14 protein-coding genes and 2 tRNA genes are annotated in these 17,975 nt (G+C 53.7%); 7 read left to right on the top strand and 9 right to left on the bottom strand.

Annotated elements, in window-relative coordinates; translation table 11 throughout:
• Positions 1–139: 139 nt before the first annotated feature.
• Together LOC67_RS19375 and LOC67_RS19370 are read left to right on the top strand one after the other, a co-directional pair.
• Positions 140–3,442 (top strand): PSD1 and planctomycete cytochrome C domain-containing protein, encoded by a 3,303-nt coding sequence (locus LOC67_RS19375; RefSeq protein WP_230264383.1) that lies wholly within the window; start codon positions 140–142, stop codon positions 3,440–3,442.
• A 16-nt stretch (positions 3,443–3,458) separates the two neighbouring features.
• Entirely contained in the window at positions 3,459–4,916 is a 1,458-nt protein-coding gene (locus LOC67_RS19370) for a DUF1501 domain-containing protein (protein WP_230264381.1), read from the top strand.
• A 370-nt stretch (positions 4,917–5,286) separates the two neighbouring features.
• On the opposite strand, the gene LOC67_RS19365 is transcribed toward LOC67_RS19370, so the two are convergent.
• Together LOC67_RS19365 and LOC67_RS19360 are read right to left on the bottom strand one after the other, a co-directional pair.
• Positions 5,287–5,359 (bottom strand) — tRNA-Lys (locus LOC67_RS19365).
• A gap of 185 nt (positions 5,360–5,544) precedes the next feature.
• A tRNA-Ser gene (locus LOC67_RS19360) sits at positions 5,545–5,633 on the bottom strand.
• Between the two features lie 249 nt (positions 5,634–5,882).
• On the opposite strand from LOC67_RS19360, the gene LOC67_RS19355 reads away from it, so the two are divergent.
• Positions 5,883–6,848: an FAD:protein FMN transferase gene (locus LOC67_RS19355; protein WP_230264380.1), complete on the top strand. Its 966-nt coding sequence runs from the start codon at positions 5,883–5,885 to the stop codon at positions 6,846–6,848.
• Positions 6,849–7,064: 216 nt separating this feature from the next.
• The gene (locus LOC67_RS19350) at positions 7,065–7,307 is read left to right on the top strand and encodes a hypothetical protein (RefSeq protein ID WP_230264379.1); all 243 of its coding nucleotides are present in this window, start codon (positions 7,065–7,067) and stop codon (positions 7,305–7,307) included.
• A gap of 281 nt (positions 7,308–7,588) precedes the next feature.
• On the opposite strand, the gene LOC67_RS19345 is transcribed toward LOC67_RS19350, so the two are convergent.
• The 7 genes from LOC67_RS19345 to hisH form a co-directional block, all read right to left on the bottom strand.
• Positions 7,589–8,551: an SRPBCC family protein gene (locus LOC67_RS19345; RefSeq protein WP_230264378.1), complete on the bottom strand. Its 963-nt coding sequence runs from the start codon at positions 8,549–8,551 to the stop codon at positions 7,589–7,591.
• 137 nt (positions 8,552–8,688) lie between these two features.
• On the bottom strand, positions 8,689–9,708 hold the full coding sequence (locus tag LOC67_RS19340) for a hypothetical protein (protein ID WP_230264377.1): 1,020 nt from the start codon (positions 9,706–9,708) through the stop codon (positions 8,689–8,691).
• A gap of 72 nt (positions 9,709–9,780) precedes the next feature.
• Positions 9,781–12,216 (bottom strand): hypothetical protein, encoded by a 2,436-nt coding sequence (locus LOC67_RS19335; protein WP_230264376.1) that lies wholly within the window; start codon positions 12,214–12,216, stop codon positions 9,781–9,783.
• Positions 12,217–12,441: 225 nt separating this feature from the next.
• Positions 12,442–13,215 carry a hypothetical protein gene (locus tag LOC67_RS19330; protein WP_230264375.1) on the bottom strand — a complete coding sequence of 258 codons (774 nt, stop codon included), beginning with the start codon at positions 13,213–13,215 and terminating at the stop codon, positions 12,442–12,444.
• A 116-nt stretch (positions 13,216–13,331) separates the two neighbouring features.
• Positions 13,332–14,102 (bottom strand): CAP domain-containing protein, encoded by a 771-nt coding sequence (locus tag LOC67_RS19325; RefSeq protein ID WP_230264373.1) that lies wholly within the window; start codon positions 14,100–14,102, stop codon positions 13,332–13,334.
• 574 nt (positions 14,103–14,676) lie between these two features.
• Positions 14,677–15,159, bottom strand: coding sequence for a hypothetical protein (locus LOC67_RS19320; protein ID WP_230264372.1), 483 nt, complete (start codon positions 15,157–15,159; stop codon positions 14,677–14,679).
• Positions 15,160–15,310: 151 nt separating this feature from the next.
• Positions 15,311–15,925, bottom strand: coding sequence for an imidazole glycerol phosphate synthase subunit HisH (hisH, locus tag LOC67_RS19315; protein WP_230264371.1), 615 nt, complete (start codon positions 15,923–15,925; stop codon positions 15,311–15,313).
• A gap of 319 nt (positions 15,926–16,244) precedes the next feature.
• On the opposite strand from hisH, the gene LOC67_RS19310 reads away from it, so the two are divergent.
• Genes LOC67_RS19310 through LOC67_RS19300 form a run of 3 tightly spaced genes read left to right on the top strand, consistent with a single transcriptional unit; the run spans position 16,245 to position 17,874 of the window.
• Positions 16,245–16,586, top strand: a complete 342-nt coding sequence (locus LOC67_RS19310) for a phosphoribosyl-ATP diphosphatase (RefSeq protein ID WP_230264370.1) — start codon at positions 16,245–16,247, stop codon at positions 16,584–16,586.
• Positions 16,587–16,642: 56 nt separating this feature from the next.
• Positions 16,643–17,506: an ATP phosphoribosyltransferase gene (gene hisG, locus LOC67_RS19305; protein WP_230264369.1), complete on the top strand. Its 864-nt coding sequence runs from the start codon at positions 16,643–16,645 to the stop codon at positions 17,504–17,506.
• A gap of 29 nt (positions 17,507–17,535) precedes the next feature.
• Positions 17,536–17,874 carry a rhodanese-like domain-containing protein gene (locus LOC67_RS19300; RefSeq protein ID WP_230264368.1) on the top strand — a complete coding sequence of 113 codons (339 nt, stop codon included), beginning with the start codon at positions 17,536–17,538 and terminating at the stop codon, positions 17,872–17,874.
• The last annotated feature ends 101 nt before the right edge of the window (positions 17,875–17,975 follow it).

Raw genomic sequence — 17,975 nt, 5'->3', positions numbered from 1 at the left:
TTCGCGACCTCATCTGCACCATGGACGCGCCCAGGGAGACTATCCTTTACACTCGAGTGATTAAGTAACTTGGCATTCTGTATTTGGTCCTAATCCTGGTCCTGGCAGCGGAAGGTGTGTTGTGAACTGCAAAAATGTGATGCGGCGCCACTTCTCGTTAAGTCCCCGGTTTTCCGCTCTGCTTCTGCTCTTGTTATTTCTGCTCTCGGTTTTCGGGAATGCCGCGACACAAGCATCTGATATCGATTTTGTCCGCGACGTTCGCCCGATCTTTCAAAAGCACTGCTACTCCTGCCACGGTCCAGACAAACAGAAAAGTGGTTTAAGACTGGATATCAAATCCGCCGCGTTCAACGGAGGCGATGGATATGGCCCAAGTTTGGTTGCGGGCAACGCGGCGGATAGTCCGTTGTTCGAATTGGTCACCAGTGACGATGAATACTCACGCATGCCACCTGCTGACGATTCGGAGTCCACGGCCCCACTTTCTGCAGAGGAGATCAGCATCCTGAAAGCCTGGATCGATGCGGGTGCGATTTGGCCAGACGGTGTCGATTTAGCAAAGCTGGAAAACCGGCTCGATCACTGGTCCTTCAAACCGATGAAGAGTCCTGAGATTCCTACTGTTGATGATCCAAGCTGGGCACACAACTTCATCGATCGATTCATTCAATCGCGTTTGTCGCAGGAAGGTCTATCACCCTCCGCGTCTGCGGATCACACCGTGTGGCTTCGTCGTGTCACGCTTGATCTTACCGGACTTCCGCCAACACCAAGCGAAGTCACGGCCTTCTTGCAGGATGCAGAAAAGCAGGGCGAAGCAGCCTACGTAGCGGTCGTTGATCGCCTGTTAAAATCACCGCGATACGGCGAACGATGGGGTCAACACTGGCTTGACGTTGCCCGGTATGCCGACACCCACGGGTTCGAAGTCAACACAGAGCGTCCTAATGCGTGGCCTTATCGAGACTACGTTATCGCAGCGTTCAACAATGACACGCCCTACGATCAATTCATCAGAGAACAACTCGTTGGCGATGCAATGGGAGTCGATGCTGCAACGGGATTTCTAGTCACCGCATCTGTTTTGCTGCCGGGGCAAATCGGTAAAGATGCACCGTCGATTCGTCTCGCCCGACAAGATTCACTTGACGAAATCGTGAACAATATCGGTCAAGGCTTTTTAGGGCTAAGCGTAGGTTGCGCCCGCTGTCACGACCACAAGTTCGACCCAATCACCGCCAAAGACTATTACTCGATGCAAGCCTTTGTCGCCGGTGTCGAATACGCGGACCGTGAAATCCAAACCCCCGAGTCAGAAGCGAAACGAAAAGAAGCTAAAACACTGCATCATCAAGTTGCAAAGCTGGATAGCCAACTCACTGAATTTGTTCCCCTGGCAAAGCCTCGTGAAGAGGCTCATTCAGAACGGGAAATGCCCAATGCAAAATCGAACGTTCACTCTTTTTCGCCGATCAATGCGAAGTTTGTTCGCTTCACCATTCACGATTCGAACCTTCACCCTTCGCTGGGACTGATCGAACCATGCATCGATGAATTCGAGATCTTCACCGCCGATTCGGAACCAAAAAATATTGCGTTGGCTTCCGCAGGAACCAAGGTCAGTGCTTCGGGAAGTCGAACGTCCGCACGACACAAACTGGAACATGTTAACGACGGACGCTATGGGAATGAATCGAGCTGGATGTCGGATTCCAAAGGACGCGGTTGGTTGATGTTCGAACTTCCGACGACAACTGCGATCTCGAAAGTTGTCTGGGGGCGAGATCGAAACGGCGAACTCGATGACCGCTTGGCGACGGCGTTCAGGTTAGAGGTGGGATCTACACCGGACTCACTACAGACTGTTGCCGCGATACTGCCACCGCGCCAACAGATTTCACCAATCAAGAATATCGATCGCTTTACGCCGGTGCTGGCAAAGAAACTACGTTTCACAGTCCTGTCGACCAACAACCTCGAACCGTGTATCGACGAACTCGAAGTACTCAACACGGCTGGCGAGAACGTCGCCCTTTCGAGTCAGGGGACGACCATCCGTACATCCGGGGACATCATTGTTGCCGACCGACATCAACCGGATTTCATCAACGATGGCGAATACGGCAACTCAAGAAGCTGGCTGTCCAACGCTGTTGGTACCGGCTGGATTGAGCTGGAATTTGCGGAAGCACAGCTGATCGACCGCGTCGTCTGGGGCAGGGACCGAAACGGCAAGTTCAAAGATCGACTCCCAACAGACTACCGAATCGAAATCGCAATCGATGATCGATGGCAACTTTTGGCTGACGCAACCGATCGACAACCTTGGAATCCAGACCGTCCATCCGAAAAGTCATTTACGGTTGGTGGCCTTCCCGAACAAGACGCCCGTGATGCGTCTCGTTTGCTGCGGCAGAAGAAGAAACTCGAATCACGAATTGCCAAGTTGCAGAACAGGCAAAAGGCGTTTGCGGGGCAGTTCCGTCAACCCGATGAAATCCATTTGCTTCGTCGCGGCGACCCTGAACAACCAGCCGACTTGGTGACTCCTGCCGCTCTAAGTGCTATCGGTGATTTGCGATTGCCGAACTCGACACCAGAACAACGTCGACGCGTTGCACTCGCCGAATGGATAACTAGCCCGCAGAACCCGCTGACCGCGCGAGTCATGGCAAATCGGATTTGGCAGTGGCACTTCGGAATCGGACTGGTCGAAACGGCCAACGACTTTGGAAGAAACGGGGCGTTGCCATCCCATCCAGAATTGCTCGATCGGTTGGCGTTGGAGTTGATCGATTCGGACTGGTCTGTCAAACACATGCACCGATTGATCGTCTTATCGTCAACCTATCGCCAGTCAGGCTCTTCCAACGCCAAAGCTACAGCAGTCGACGCCGACGTTCGGCTGTTGTGGCGTTACCCATCGCGACGATTGGAAGGCGAAGCGATACGCGACAGCATGCTTGCCGTCAGCGGCCAGCTAAATCTTTCCATGGGCGGACGTGGATTCGACCTTTTCAATCGTCGTGGTGGACTGACTGGGTTTTCGCCAATCGAATCGTTTAGCGGTGAGGGACTTCGACGCATGATCTATGCCCACAAAGTTCGTCGCGAACGAGACGGCGTCTTTGGCGCGTTCGATTGCCCAGACGCAGGGCAAAGCACACCGAGACGTGTGCAGTCGACAACACCGATTCAGGCATTGAACCTGTTCAACAGCCGCCTGACGCTTGAGCAATCCGATGCGTTCGCCGACCGTGTCATCGCGGAAGTTGGCGACGATACCGAGTCACAGGTCCAGCTCGCTTACACGATTGCTTTGGGACGCCCGCCATCGGCAGTGGAGCTCTCCGATGCGGAGCAAACCGTCCAGCGCTACGGCCTACCCACCCTTTGCAGAGTCCTGTTCAACAGCAACGAGTTTCTATTTCTGCCATGACAAAATTGACATTCGCATGAGCAACTCAACCGACCGAATGATTGAACCTGTTTTCAACCGCCGTGGCTTCTTAGCAAACTCCGCGACAGCGCTCAGTTCGATTGCGCTTTTGGACCTGTTGCTCGGCGATCAAGTTCTTGCCGAAAGCCCCACAATTGACCCGACGCGTCCCTTCGCACCACGGCAGCCGCACACAGCTGCCAAGGCTAAGAATGTGATCGTGATCTTCTGTGCGGGAGCTGTTAGTCAACTAGAAACGTGGGACTATAAACCGGAACTAATCAAACGTGACGGCAAGCCACTTGAAGGCGGACCGGCAGTTACATTCCAAGGCCCGGCTGGAAACTTGGCGCGTCCTCAATACCGTTTCCGTCAGCACGGCCAAACCGGAAAATGGGTCAGCGAGATGATTCCCCATCTCGCAGAACTCACCGATGAGATCGCTTTCGTTCATTCGCTGACCAGCAAAAGCAACACGCATGGTCCCGCCGAGAACTTTCTATCAACGGGCACACCGCTCGATGGATTTCCGAGCCTCGGTGCCTGGGTCAGCTACGCACTCGGCAGCGAAAACCAGAACCTTCCAGCATATGTCGCGATGCCCGATCCTCGTGGCGTTCCACAAAACGGTTCCAACAATTGGGGTTCAGGCTTCCTGCCGTCTGCATTCCAAGGAACACCGCTCAGCTCGAAAGATCCGATCCGACATCTTCGCCCGGAAGGCATTAGCGATGCGAACGATCGCGCGGCCAGGGAACTGCTACAAAAAGTCAACCAAAGACATCTCGAACAAAACCTAGGCGACGAAAAGCTTGCCGCTCGCATCGCCAGCTATCAACTGGCAGCGCGAATGCAACTGAGCGTACCAGAGATAACAGACTTGAGCTCAGAACCGGCATACGTTTTGAAGGACTATGGCGCCGATGACGAGTCCAACCCGAATCGAGCGGCTTTCGCCCGCAATTGCATTCTCGCCAGAAGGATGATTGAAAGCGGAGTTCGCTTTGTTCAACTTTTCAACGGTGCCTACGCCAGTGGAGGAGAACTCAACTGGGACGGTCACAACAAACTGAAGGAACAATACGATAAACACGCGGCCATCCTCGACCAGCCGGCGGCGGCATTGATCAAGGATCTGAAATCACGTGGTTTGCTCAGCGACACGCTCGTCGTTTGGTGTACCGAATTCGGTCGCATGCCATTTTTTCAAAAAGGCTCCAAGGGCCGAGATCACAATCCCGACGGTTTCACCTGCTGGCTCGCCGGCGCGGGTGTGAAACCTGGTGTCAGCCACGGAACCACCGACGAACTCGGGCAGAAGGCCGTCGAAGACGTTCACCCGCTATATGACTTCAACGCGACGATCCTGCATCTACTGGGACTCGATCACGAGCGTCTGACATTCCAGCACAACGGCATTCAGCGACGCCTAACAAATGTCGAAGGCCACGTCATCAAAGAAGTCCTCGGCTAATCACACAGCAGCAACAAGTTTTATCAGCCGCAAGGCGCCAGCCTGCGGTTAGTGCTGGGAACCGTACGCTGGCGCGTTGCGGCTGATCTGGGACGCATGTCGGTCGCTGGTTTTCTGCAGCCAGGGTTAGCATCGGTGCCATATGAGAATGCCCCAATGCACGGCATGTGATTTATCAGCCGCCTGGCGCCAGCCTGCGGTTAGCGCTGGGAACCGCACGCTGGCGCGTTGCGGCTGATCTGGGACGCTTTTCGTTCGGTGGACTGCTAAGAATTCTCAAGCGGCTTTACATCCGCTTGGACAACTTCGAGTGCCGCACCGGCGAGAGTCGCCGGTGGTCCGAGGCATCCATCGTTGCCAGATAAAAAAGTGAGAGTGCTGGGACTTGAACCCAGGACCATTCGATTAAAAGTCGAATGCTCTACCGACTGAGCTACACTCTCATGATCGTTCAAGGGCTGACGAGATAATCTCGCGGGGCCGGTCACGACACCCGAATCGCCTTGCGATCCACCTTGCTTTGACAACCGTAATCTAGGTTGACGAAGCAACATGTGCCCGGGCCAAAAATTAGCCAGAGGGCAAACTCCGCCCGAGTAATGTGCAAGCACAAACTTACTCGGTCAAGCGGAGCGGACAGGATTCGAACCTGCGGAACCAGTTTCCCGGTTCACCGATTTAGCAAACCGGCGCTTTCGACCACTCAGCCACCGCTCCGTTACCTTCGGCTTTCGGTAAGACTGACGCTTACCCTTGAGGCGAGATTGTGCTGGATGGAACTTATTTTGGCAACCCTTGTCTGGCCAACTAAAAATCCAACCAATCGACCCGATCCCGGCCTCTTTAAAAACTGTTGAACAGGCTAAAACCCCAGTCCACAGCGTTTAAACGCACAGTGTACAGACTGATAGAGTCGCCAAATTGTCGTTTGGTTCTCAAATCTTTTTCAAAAATTTTTCTTCGCTCATGCTGACAACAATCACACACCGCGCGATGGCCTGCGAGTTCGTTGTGATGCTGCCCCCGTCGGATGCCCCCCTAATTGATGCTGCCTTTGCCGCTCTGGAATGCCTGGATGAAATCGAAGCCGAATTGACGGTCTATCAACCCGGTAGTGAGATTTCCAAAATCAACGCGAATGCGGAAAACGAATGGGTGCCAGTCTCTGCTTCCACGTTCGGACTGATCGAGCAATCGCAGCTGTGGAGTCAGCGAACCGACGGCGCATTCGATATCACTGCCGGACCGTTGATCCGTTCCTGGGGGTTCCTCAGCCGGCAAGGGCGCAAACCCAATGGCCAAGAGATTCAGGATGCGCTACAGAAAGTGGGGCATGATCACCTGAAACTTCGCCGTGACGATTCTTCCGTTCATTTCGAACGACCGGGAATGGAAATCAATCTGGGGGCGATCGGCAAAGGCTATGCGCTCGATCGATTGGCCGCGACATTGACCGAAGCGGGGCTGAAGAACTTTTTGATCCATGGCGGCGGCAGCAGCGTGCTTGCACGCGGCGATCAAGACAACTTGGCTGAGACACGAAATGGATGGGCCGTAGGGATCGCACACCCGACAAAACCCAATCAAAGGCTGGCTGGCATCCGTTTGATCGACGCTGCCCTTTCAACCAGCGGATCGGGAAAACAGTTTTTTCACCATCGCGGCCGCCGATACGGGCATGTCATTGACCCACGCACGGGCTATCCCGCCGGGGAACTGCTATCGCTAACCGTGGTCGCCGAATCAGCGACGGATGCCGAAGCGTGCAGCACAGCCTACTTTCTAAGCCCACTAGCGAACTTAAAGGCCGATTCTGATGCAGGCGAACTGCCCGCCAAAATGCTAGCGACGATCGCAGAAAAACGACAAGACGCGGTCAAGGTCATCGCACTATCGGAATTTGATTGGATTGATCCTCCGAAGGCGGATTAGCTTGGCCCCGAAATAACGCCTCGCCTGAAACTAGCCTGGACTTGGACCCGCCAATCTTTCTAGAAGCCGACCTGAAGAGTATTGATGCAGTCGGTTTCGCTATGGGTTTAATCAATCGCATCTGCTCTGACCTAGCGTGCCCCGCAGGTCTGCCCGCAGATCTCGGTGGCTGTTAAATCAGAACCTACATGATTGAAAAGTCAGTCAACGATGAATATGAACTTCTTCCAATGGCTCCGTGATGGCGTTCGTCAATCAGTACTGATGGGCGTTAGCGATGCGGTCGAACAAATCGGCCTCCCTGAAAACAATGCGGATGCCCAGCCAACGCTGGCCGCTTTGTTGGGAAACGACTCAAGCTCCACCAGCACAACGACGCGCACACGCAAGAAAGCCACCACAGCGGCAAGTCGAAAGCGTTTGGGCAAATCACTCAAAGACATGAATTCGACAAGCTAGAACTGACATCGTCAGTCAGCTCGGTGCGCAATCGCCAAGCCTGCGCGCATCATGGCAATTGAATCTCAGGAGTCCGGTCCATTCATTGGATCATGGACTCCTTTTTCGTATCCATGCTGACGCATTGCAGATCGGTCCAGTCGCAAGCCCCAGCACAAAAAGCGATCGTGAATCCTGAAGCGTGATTCTACACCAAGCGTCTAACCTGGTTTCGACTAAAGGCTTCAGTATCGGCCGCAGATTAGAATTGGGCTGAAACTTCCAGAGCTGAAATCAAGGCGTCATTTCACCGGAACATAAACGTCGGTGATCAATTCTTCTGGCGGAGTTGTTTCCGGGTTGTTGCGATAAATTTCGAGTGACGGTTTGCGATAAGCGGCTTTATGACCGTCGGATCGAATTCGCTGATGCGCCGTGAACCATGCGTTACCAAGATGGGTGTAGCTGCCGGTGTGTCTAACGTGCATGCACTGCAACGGTTCTATCACCTGTGCTTGTAGACCATCTGGGGCAGCGATGCTTTCGTCAAGTTCCATACCGACGAAGTAGGTCAACGTCTGAGTCTTTAGATTCAGCTTGCTATACGCCGCCAACCAAGTTCCCTCGGCGTCCACCCCTGCCGTTTTCAGCTTGCGATTGATCTCGGTGATGTCCTTTTCCATCGCCGCGGAAATTTCTTGAAGGCGAACGCTAGTCGAACGGCCAATCACTCGTCGCCCTTCGATCTGTTGAACGCCGTGAACGTTTAGTGCGGAATCGACTTTGCCGGTTTCGATCTGGGACTTCAGCATCTTCAGACCGCGGTCGTAATCCATCCCAATCATGGAGACCATCAGCCGCTTCATCCAAAACAAAAAGAACGGCAAAGCACCTTTCATCTTCCAAGTGACAATGGTTCCAACCATGCCTTCGCTGTCACTTGTGGAACGGACAACGAACTCGACATCCGATTCTGACTTCCAAGGTTTCAGAAACTTTAGGTCCGCACGCAGCAGTCCTTGCTTACCTTCCGAAGGCGGAACGATTTCGGTGTGCTCCATCTGCCCCGAACCGACGATATCACTGTCCCAGCTGTAGCCCCCACCGACTTGATCTGTTTCACCCTTGAACGTCATTTCGCAATCGGGATCGGCAAGCAACCATGGCGACCACTCGCTCCACTTGGCGTAATCTCGCAAGTAGTCGAAGACGTGGTTAGCGTCGGCGTTGATGTCGATCGACTGAGAAACTTCGAAAGCCGGCATTGCAATTGCCCTTTCTGTTTGGCGGGAAGGTTCAGCTGTCGGGGCAGGCGAAAACAGCCGCTAAGAGGGACGGAAAATGTTCACTCTTCCGTCCAATAGTTTAACGGTTCGCAAGGAGAACGCTCTGCAATCTTTCTTTATTCAGACCGACTTTTGAACCAACCAACGAAGCTTGACCACCACTTTCTGGGCATACGTCCAGTGATCAATTCTTCAGTCCACGTCTCGCGTCCACTGTCGAAGTTATGCCATACCGCATCAAGGTACGGTGCCGACGACTTTGACAACGTCTCATAGAATCCGTCTTCACGGATCGCGACAAGTGCTTCGCCATAGTGTGAAAAGAAGTGTTCATCCAACAAGCTACCGGCAACGCGAACGGTGGACAGTGCACCGCGCGTCGACAATGACAATCTGTCGATTGCAAACATGGTCATCGTCGTTCCGATATCCCAAATCCCCACGCCAGTCTGATCGGCCGCCGCTTCCATTTCCTGCCAGATCCGGTTGATTTCGCTTTGCGGCAAAATGTCTGTTGGATCAACCTGCTGAACCTGAGCGGCGATCTCCGTGATCGTGATGGTCATCGCTTCAAGACTTAACGGTGGTGCTTCGGCAGCTTTTGAAGCACGACTGCCAGTCTGATGAAGCGCATCAATTAAATCCGAAACGCGATCAATGCTGGACGCTTCATCGATAATCCCTTCACGCTTCAGCTCTTCGCTTAGACGCTTGAGGTAGTGACTCGATCCATAGGCGACATCATTGAAAACGGCTAAGACTGTCAGCGGTGAAAGGTGCAAGGTCGCCGCGCCGGCTAAATCCAGTAGTCCACCGACAGCTTTCTGTGCTAACGCAGCTTCTTGGTTTTCAGCGGGTGCGATTTGCTTCTTCGTGACTCCACCGACATCGTGGATCATCATGTCCAAAGCTTGGCCGATGAAAGCTGAGTATGTTTTCGAAGATCGAAACGCAGCCGGAATCACCCACCCTGCGGTTTCGTTGACGAGTCCCCCCACAACCGCCGATGCACTACGTGCGGTCCGCTCCGGGATCGACAAGCCATAGCTAAGCGTTGCCAACAGTGAAGACGATTCCCCCGGTTCAATAGGGGAGCCTGGTTCAACAGGGGAGTCAGGATCGATTGCTTGATTCATAGAAGGTCAGCGAATAGTGCCGATCGAGCATAGTACACAGCCGATCAAATGGCGAAAGTATCACACCAACGATCAAGGCCCGGAGACAATCTCGATGAGGCGCACCGATCGCGGCGATTCGGCAGAGATGATCTCGGCAAGCCCGACGATCGACTCTCCTTCGACCAGAGAACGTCGATCGCCGAAATCATGCTCAAGTGCGACTTGCGATCCGTCGTCGAAACGCAGAGTTGTCTGCCCATCTTCGGTTTCGACTTTTCCCAAAAGTAATACGCCTTTCGTCTGGCGTTTGGGCCACTGAATCCAAGCACCACTTAGTGATGTGAATTGACGATGGATTGGCTTCTCTGCCACTTGATGCAAAACAGCCTTTAGCGACGGCGCATCCGCAATACCTTCGACGTCCACGAGACGACAAACTTCGCGATACGCTTTCAGATTCGCGATGGTTGCTTGGCGATCGTTTTGATCGGATGGATGCAAAGACTCAAGTGATTCAACAACCTTCAAACAAGCCGATTCCGCCGCTTCTAGATGGCTGGGGTCAGTCGCGAATATATCCGAAGGCAGCGGATTGATGTCTTGGACCGGACCTGCGTCCGCGATCGGCGTGTGGCTGTTGGCAACCAACCCTAAGGATTGTTGTTCGACATCGCTTTGGGCGCTCGCTTGACGCACCGGATTTTCCAACGCGGTTGTGTCAAGCTCCTGCCGATCGATCGTTGATGCCGCATCTGATTTGGCGATCGAATCCACGCCGGCATCTTCACTGTTTAGTTCGCTGTCTGGTACGGCGTTTACTTCTGATTCATTTCCCGAATCAGAGACACTGCTCGCGAAGGATTCAGAATCGAGATCTTCTGTTGCTCGTTGCCTTCTCTGCCAACGCTCCTCTTGTTGGCGTTTAGCGATCATCTCCACGGTGACACCGGGTTGATCCATCTGACCATCGAATGGTGTCAGGTTGTTTTTCAATTCCTCCATGACATCGTCCATAGGTAAATCCCACTGACGATCGACGATGTTCCCAACGGCGGGCGACCCGGTATCGCTCGAAGGATCATCTTCAGTTGGACCGGTCGACGTGATCGCGTTCGAAGACTCTGCATCAGCAAAAACATCAGTGTCACCGGAAGGATCCATCGCCGATTGAAATGGAGGATCGACGTCAGCCACCTTCGCATCGGAATCAATCAACTGTTGCGATGTAACGACAGGCTGAGCATCTGCTAGATCGGAAGCGTCGTCTGTTGAAACAACAAATTCTGATTCCTCAATTGGCCCCTGCTGAATGACTGAATCTGGAATTGTCGTTTCGCCATCTTCGGTTTCAGGAGGATCGAGCGAATCACCGAGGCCAGAACTGTTTTGAGCGGTCCCGTTGCCCGATAACGCGGCAAATTGATTCTCGTTCGACGCATCCTGCTTGGGATTCCATGCACCGTCAAAGGGATAGAACCCGAGGTTGATGTTGGACTGCAGCAGGATGAAAACAAGAGCAGGGATCGCAAGCAAACTAGGGGACGCGATCTTCAAAAAACGTATCGCGCTGCGGCGCTGCTTTCCCCAACCGTTGCTTCGATAGTAAGGCCGATCATCGTCGAGATAGACGGACGAACTGCTATCGGCTCGATCGCTGGTATCAACCCCCTGATCTGAGATTGCCGCCCCGGTCAGCAGGATTTCTTCGTCGTATTCAACATCCGATTCGTCCAGGTCGTCTTCGTAGCCATCGTCCGATGAATCGAAACCTTCAATATCGTCAAAGGCCAACCCGTCATCTTCTGCGTCCACGTAGGATTCGCTTTCCGCCCAAGCTTCCTCGACTTCTTCAAGTGTTGGTCGCCGACGATCGGTCTGTGGTTCGGTCTCGGCTAAGCCATCGTTTTCTGATGCGGTATCATGCTCAGCGATTTCCTGCCGATGTTCTGCTTGGTCGCCAGGATGGCTAACAAGCTGCGGACGTTCCAGCTTGCCCTGCTGATCCCCGGTCGCCAATGACACCTCGTTTTCGCTAGCCGGACTGTTCGCTGCACCGGTGCTAGTCGCAACAGTCGTCATCCAAGCTGGAACGTCTTTTGGAAGGCTATCGCTTCGTAGACTTTCCAGTTCCTCGTTGACCTTTTGAACCAGCTCATCTTGTTGCTGGGATGTTTGCGAAAGTTCATCCAAGGTCACCACAGGCGACTTCTTCGAGAGCGATTCATCGTGCTCATCCGACGGCAGCGCCAGCCCGGTCAGACCGATCGGTGTTCCGGTGTCTAAGGATTCGTCATCTAGAGAAACACGCGAGGGCGACGGATCGACGCTACACAGCTCGTTCTTTGCCATGTCGGTCTTGCGGATATCACCAAACGCATTTGCCGAATCAACTTGCAATGGGTTGCCATCAGCATCCAGCAATCTCGCTAGCGGCGGCAATTTTGAAAACCATTGCTCCGCAGGTATGACCTCGTCGCACCAAGGGCATTGGATTGAGCAATCCGCAGGCACCTTCATGGAGGCCACACGGACGATTTCGTGACAAGATGGGCAAGCCGTTGTATCCATTAATCACCACAAGATAAGCAGGTCCAACGGAGAGTCTACCTTGAACTCCCCCGCTCCGAACCTGGGGTTTATCGAGAATTATCGCTCGATGGGTGGTGCTTGCCGGTCCGTCAGGACAATCACAAATGTTTCATGATCGCGTTGGTCATGTCCATTTGACCGTTCAAATTGGGGGCAATTGGCTTATGCCTGATTGATTTGCTTCATCCAATCAGAGATAGACAATCGCAATCGATCCCGTTTTTTGTCGATCGCACGATTCAGTTTTTTGGCAAGCCCTTCGTTGAAATCATCGAGCAACACCGCGCGAATCACTTTTTCCATTAATTCGCCCCACTGCTCGGCAACTTCACCCCCGATTTTACTCACTCGATCGACATCAAGCGACATCAACGTCAACTCTGCTTGCTGAACCGCAGGATCAATGACGATGGCGGGCGGCAGTTCCGCATAATCTGGATAGGCATCGAGCTGCCCGTCGATCCGCAAACCGATTTTCATCTTGCCCAGGATTTCGACGCTATAAAACTTGACGCCGCGATTCCAGCGTTCGACCCGAGCCTGGAAATCCAGTGGCGTGATCAGATAGCAGTCGATCTTCCAACCTTTCGCGCTCGATGCGTCGTCTGTCAGATTCGGCGAAACTGACCGTACGTCCACGTGCACCGGAAGCGGCGCCTTGTCATCACCAGGGAAGGCGATTTTGTACTTCGTTTGCAACCCGTGTTTGACTTCTTTCCAGCGACGGTGCGTGGTGATTTTGAAGCCTTCGTGCCCGATTCGCACACCGGCCCAGACTTTTTTGGTCTCTCCCCAGTGCTTATCGTTCTCATAGGTCCTGGGGCAGTACTGCAGCGATGTATCGAGCAACTCCTGCACGGTACGGCGTGCCTGGTCCGCCGAAAGAAACGTGCTGACACTCGCCGCATGAGCTGACCGCTGAGAATGCTTGGCCAATGCCGCCCACGCGCCGGCAAACGCCGGCGCCAAAACAGAGACAAAGTGACGCCTTCGGAACCGATGTTCGGTCGGATCAAAACGACGTGGTGGACAAATCAGCCGCCGGATGCTGTCTAGCGATAGACAACCGCGAAGTAAACTCCGTCGCGTCCCGTCGCCATCGCGGCACCGGCAACTGTCATTCTTGGGTCGCTTGTGTAGCACGCATGAACCCCATTGGGCGAATAAGAACTCGACCAGCCCACTCCTTCGTATCGTCCGGGCGAAAACGATCCTGGCGGATGCGACTTCGTCCCCATGCTCGCCATCATTTGCGCCCGACGCTCGGCAACCGCCTGAAGCGCGGGATCGAAACGCAACGCTCGCAATCCTTTCCGTTGACGTTGTTGATTCAAGGTGGAAAGCACATTTTGTATTCCGCCGCGTTCACGACTGATACTGCCGCTGACGCTTGCACCGCTAGCCGAACGCACCGTCAGTTCCCCAGAAAGATCCGCGGAATTTTGGCTCGCTTTCGTCACCAGCTCGCTTTCGACAGCAGCATTGCTGACTCCACGATCCTGAGCACTCGCAGTGGCATTCACAGTAACAACCGCTGCCGACTGTGGCTGGGTTGCTCCGGTAGGTACCGAAGTTTCCGCCCCTTGCCGGACCGGTTCAACGGACACTTTTCGCTCGTGCAGCCGTCCACATTGCTGGCACCGATAGGTTTCCAGCGTGTATGAAGGGCTCGCTTGTCGGACCGACGTGACGGATTGGGCATCCACCGACGAGATAAACATCGGCAGGATGACGCACACAGCTGCAAACAGCTTCTGGAAACATCCAAATGGATTCAAACGCACAAAACATTCCTTTTTGAGTTCATCGACCAGGGACCGCATGCTCCATCAACAATCACCGTCAGGGTGTTCGTCACGCGAATGTGGCCCATTCCTGCCATGTCCCTGTTCTCATGTCCTGTTTCCCAGATTCACCAGCCCAAGCATTCGGCGATGGGCTTTTCTGGAAGGCCGCAAAGAATCCCGATCCGCGGATGAACCGGAAGGGGAAAGATAGGGCAAAGGCAAAAGTTTTTCGGTTTGCACAATTTGGCACGCCCCAACTTCAGACTGCGTAATGGCTTGCAATTGCCAATCTGCACCGAAATATTTTTCATCAACTTTTGAACGAGGCGAAGCTGGGAAAGCTGGGCAAATTCGCAACCGGAGGGTTTCAATCCGGCCCGAGTCGGACCGATCGATGCTTTTGCCGTGCTATCGAGGACCATTCGAGAACAGAATCCTAGCAGTCGAATTGTTTCTCGATTGATCAGCCAGCGTCGCTGCCGTGGAAGATCAGATTCGCGACCTGCTTTTCGGGTCAGAGTCCTTACAAAGTCGCCTTGGACGACAGAAATCCAGCGGGAAGAGCGTTACCTTCACGGAGTGAAGGGCGACAATCGGAAATTAACGGCTGCTAGGCGGTTGCAGTGTAAGCCCACTGAAAAGTTCCGGCTTCTGAAAGCGAGGCTGTTGGCTTCAGCTCGGTGACTCCGTTGCCATCGGTGCGAGTCGATGATCCGACGGGTTCCAGGTTCCAAGCCGGTTCCGAGGTGCCACGGATTTGATATGTCGAAAGCAGTCTCTCTGGCGACACCTTGGTCCGGCAGGCCCATTCAAAGTGGAAACCGTTTTCGATCGGCTGCACACTCAAGCTCCAGTGGCTCGTTCCTGCACAACCGACTCCCAAAGCAACTTCCTGATCATTGATCACTTCGACAGAGAGCTGCTGCAGCGGAGGAGATGCCGGCCAGGGTAACTCTTCAGCTTCCTCAAATGACTCGACGACGGAATCGCCGCATACCAATTGATGAATGAATCGATCGCCATTCCAGGTGAAATCGACGCGACGCTTTCCATCGGGATGGACAAGCTGGACGGGTTGAACTTGCTGACTCACTCGTATGATCTTTGTTCGATTGTTTTGATTTGAAACTGCCGCACTGGATAGCAGATCTGTTAAGCCGCCCGCCTACAACGCGTTGACGCTCACATCACGTTCTCAATGCGAAGATGACGCACCAGATGTGCTCGCGATGATGAATGGCAAATCAGCAGGCAACAAGCTGCGTGAAACGCCGAAGCAACTGCAGACCGTTTGCTTGGCTTTTCTCGGGGTGAAACTGTGTGGCGAAAAGGTTGTCTCGCGAAACCATCGCACAAAATTCATGTCCGTAGTCGCATGTTAGCGCGACGACATCGGAATCGGCAGGGCGCACATAGTACGAGTGCACGAAGTAGAAATGAGTTTCGTCGTCGACATCGCTTAGCAAAGCACACTCGTTCTGTTTTTTGACAGTGTTCCATCCCATGTGTGGAACCTTGTACTGGTCTGGAAGCTCGAACCGCACGACTTCACCCGGCAAAATGCCCAAACCTTTGTGGCTGCCGTGCTCGAAGCCTTCGTCAAAGAGCAACTGCAGCCCCAGACAAATGCCCAGAAAAGGTCGGCCGGTGCTGCAATAGTCGCGAATCGGCTGAGCCAGATCGCGGCGATTGATTTCCGCCATCGCATCGCCAAATGCACCGACGCCGGGCAAAATCAGCTGCTCAGCGTCAGCGATTTCATGAGGATCTGAAGAAATCTTGGCTTCCCCCCCGACTCGCTGGACCGCTTTTTGGACGCTGCGGAGATTTCCCATCTGGTAGTCGACGATTGTGATCATAGGAATGTCGGAGGCGGAAATGATGGCTTATCGAATATGGGAAACTGGAACATTGTCCGGACACGTTAGTACGAAAAGTGTTCGGCGTGTAGTCCCGATCACTTCGTCGCCAAAACGACCGTTTCGACCGCGATGTGTTGGCAACCATTTTCGAGGGCCGCGTTATCGATATTGTGAACCTTTAGCGAGATCCCCCCGACAGATACGCCTGCTTCTGCACACAGCTGGGGTGAACGGCTAGGTGGACGAAATGGCCCGTCTGATTTACGATCCGCAGCAAAAGAACGATGTAGAAAAACGGAATAGTTGAAAAGAGCCAATGCCAGACTCATTATTGCCGCTTGACCGGTTGATGAAGACACTCGCCGAACGAGCCGAAACCCGCCCAGAAGGGTCTTACACGACCAAATTGATGGAGGCCGGAACGGCGAAGATCGGTTCGAAAATCCTAGAAGAGGCAGCCGAATTGATCGAGGCTGCCGACGAACCCGGCGAAGAAGGACGCAATCACTTTGTCTATGAAGCCGGCGATTTGATTTATCACACGCTGGTGATGTTGGCCTATCGCGGAGTCAGCTTGGACGAAATCGCTGCCGAGCTTGCCCGTCGCGAAGGCACGTCAGGGTTGGAAGAAAAAGCCAGCCGCCAAAACCAATCTTAGCTGCCGCTACGGCAGATCCAGCAATCGAACAAAAGATAATAAAGTAAGAACGATCGATGGGACTCACAGATAAAAACCTGCGTATTGGAATCCCTAGCAAAGGGCGTTTGAGTGAACTTTCCGGAGAGCTGTTGCTGCAAGCGGGGCTGAACTTCCGGCGTCAGAATCGTGGCCTCTTTGCCAAAGTCAAAGGGCTGCCGATCGATATGATTTTCCTTCGCACCGACGATATCCCAACCCTGGTTGCCGAAGGCGCAATCGACATGGGCATTACCGGTAGTGACTTGGTCGAAGAAGCCAACGCCAATGTCACCACCCGCATGCGATTGGGTGTCGGACGTTGTCGTTTGGCGATCTGCATTCCCGAAGACAGCGAGATTCGTTCGGCCAACGAACTCGACGGCAAACGAATCGCCACCAGCTTTCCCGCCATCACGAAAGCCTACCTGGGACAACACAACGCGTTGGCTCACATGGTTTCTCTGTCCGGCAGTGTCGAAGTGATGATCAGCCTTGGCGTTGCCGATGCGATCGTCGACCTGGTCGAAACCGGCAGCACGCTGGCGGCCAATCGGCTGCGTGTCTTAGAAGAAATCGGCTCGTATGAAACGGTGCTCATTCAAAACGATCGCTGCCGCGACAAAGAAATGGCCGACCGCGTTGTCAGGCGGCTTGAAGGCGTTGTGATCGCGAGAGACTTCGCATTGCTAGAATACAACGTCCCGCTGTCGAAGCTTGCCGATGCGGAAAAAATCACTCCGGGGTTCAATTCCCCCACCATCGGAACGTTGGAAGACGAAACGCTTCGAAGCGTCCGCGTCATGGTGCGTCGCGATGAAATCATCGATGTCATGGAAAAGCTGGAACGATTGGGTGCGACGGCGATCTTCCAGACCACGATTTCCAACTGCCGCTTGTAAGCCCCCCTCCGCGAAACATTTAATCGAATATGTCTGACGACTTTCCGATCGAAATCGACGTTCAAACCGTACAAGACCTACGTCAGTCGGACGAAGAGTTTTTGCTGCTTGATGTTCGCCAGCCAGAGGAGTACTCGGTGGCGAAGATCGAGGGAAGTGTCTTGATCCCTATGGGGGAGATACTTGAACGCATCAGTGAACTAGAATCCCACAAGGATTCTCGCATCGTTGTCCAATGCCACCATGGCGGACGAAGCATGCAAGTGACGCAAGCGTTGCGAAGCCGAGGGTTCGACAAGACACAAAACATGGCCGGGGGGATCGATGCATGGAGTTTGCAGATCGATCCAGAGGTTCCACGTTACTAATCGTTTGTTTGATCTGAAACGGCAGTTGCATTCGCAGGTTCGGCTTCCAAAACCGCCGAAACTGGCAAACGCCGCAAGCAATCCGGTTGGGCGTTAATCGC

This window comes from Stieleria sp. JC731, assembly GCF_020966635.1.
In the GTDB taxonomy this organism is placed as follows: Bacteria; Planctomycetota; Planctomycetia; order Pirellulales; family Pirellulaceae; genus Stieleria.
Note: the sequence above shows the minus strand (reverse complement) of the source record. Positions and strands in the feature narration are given on the sequence as shown.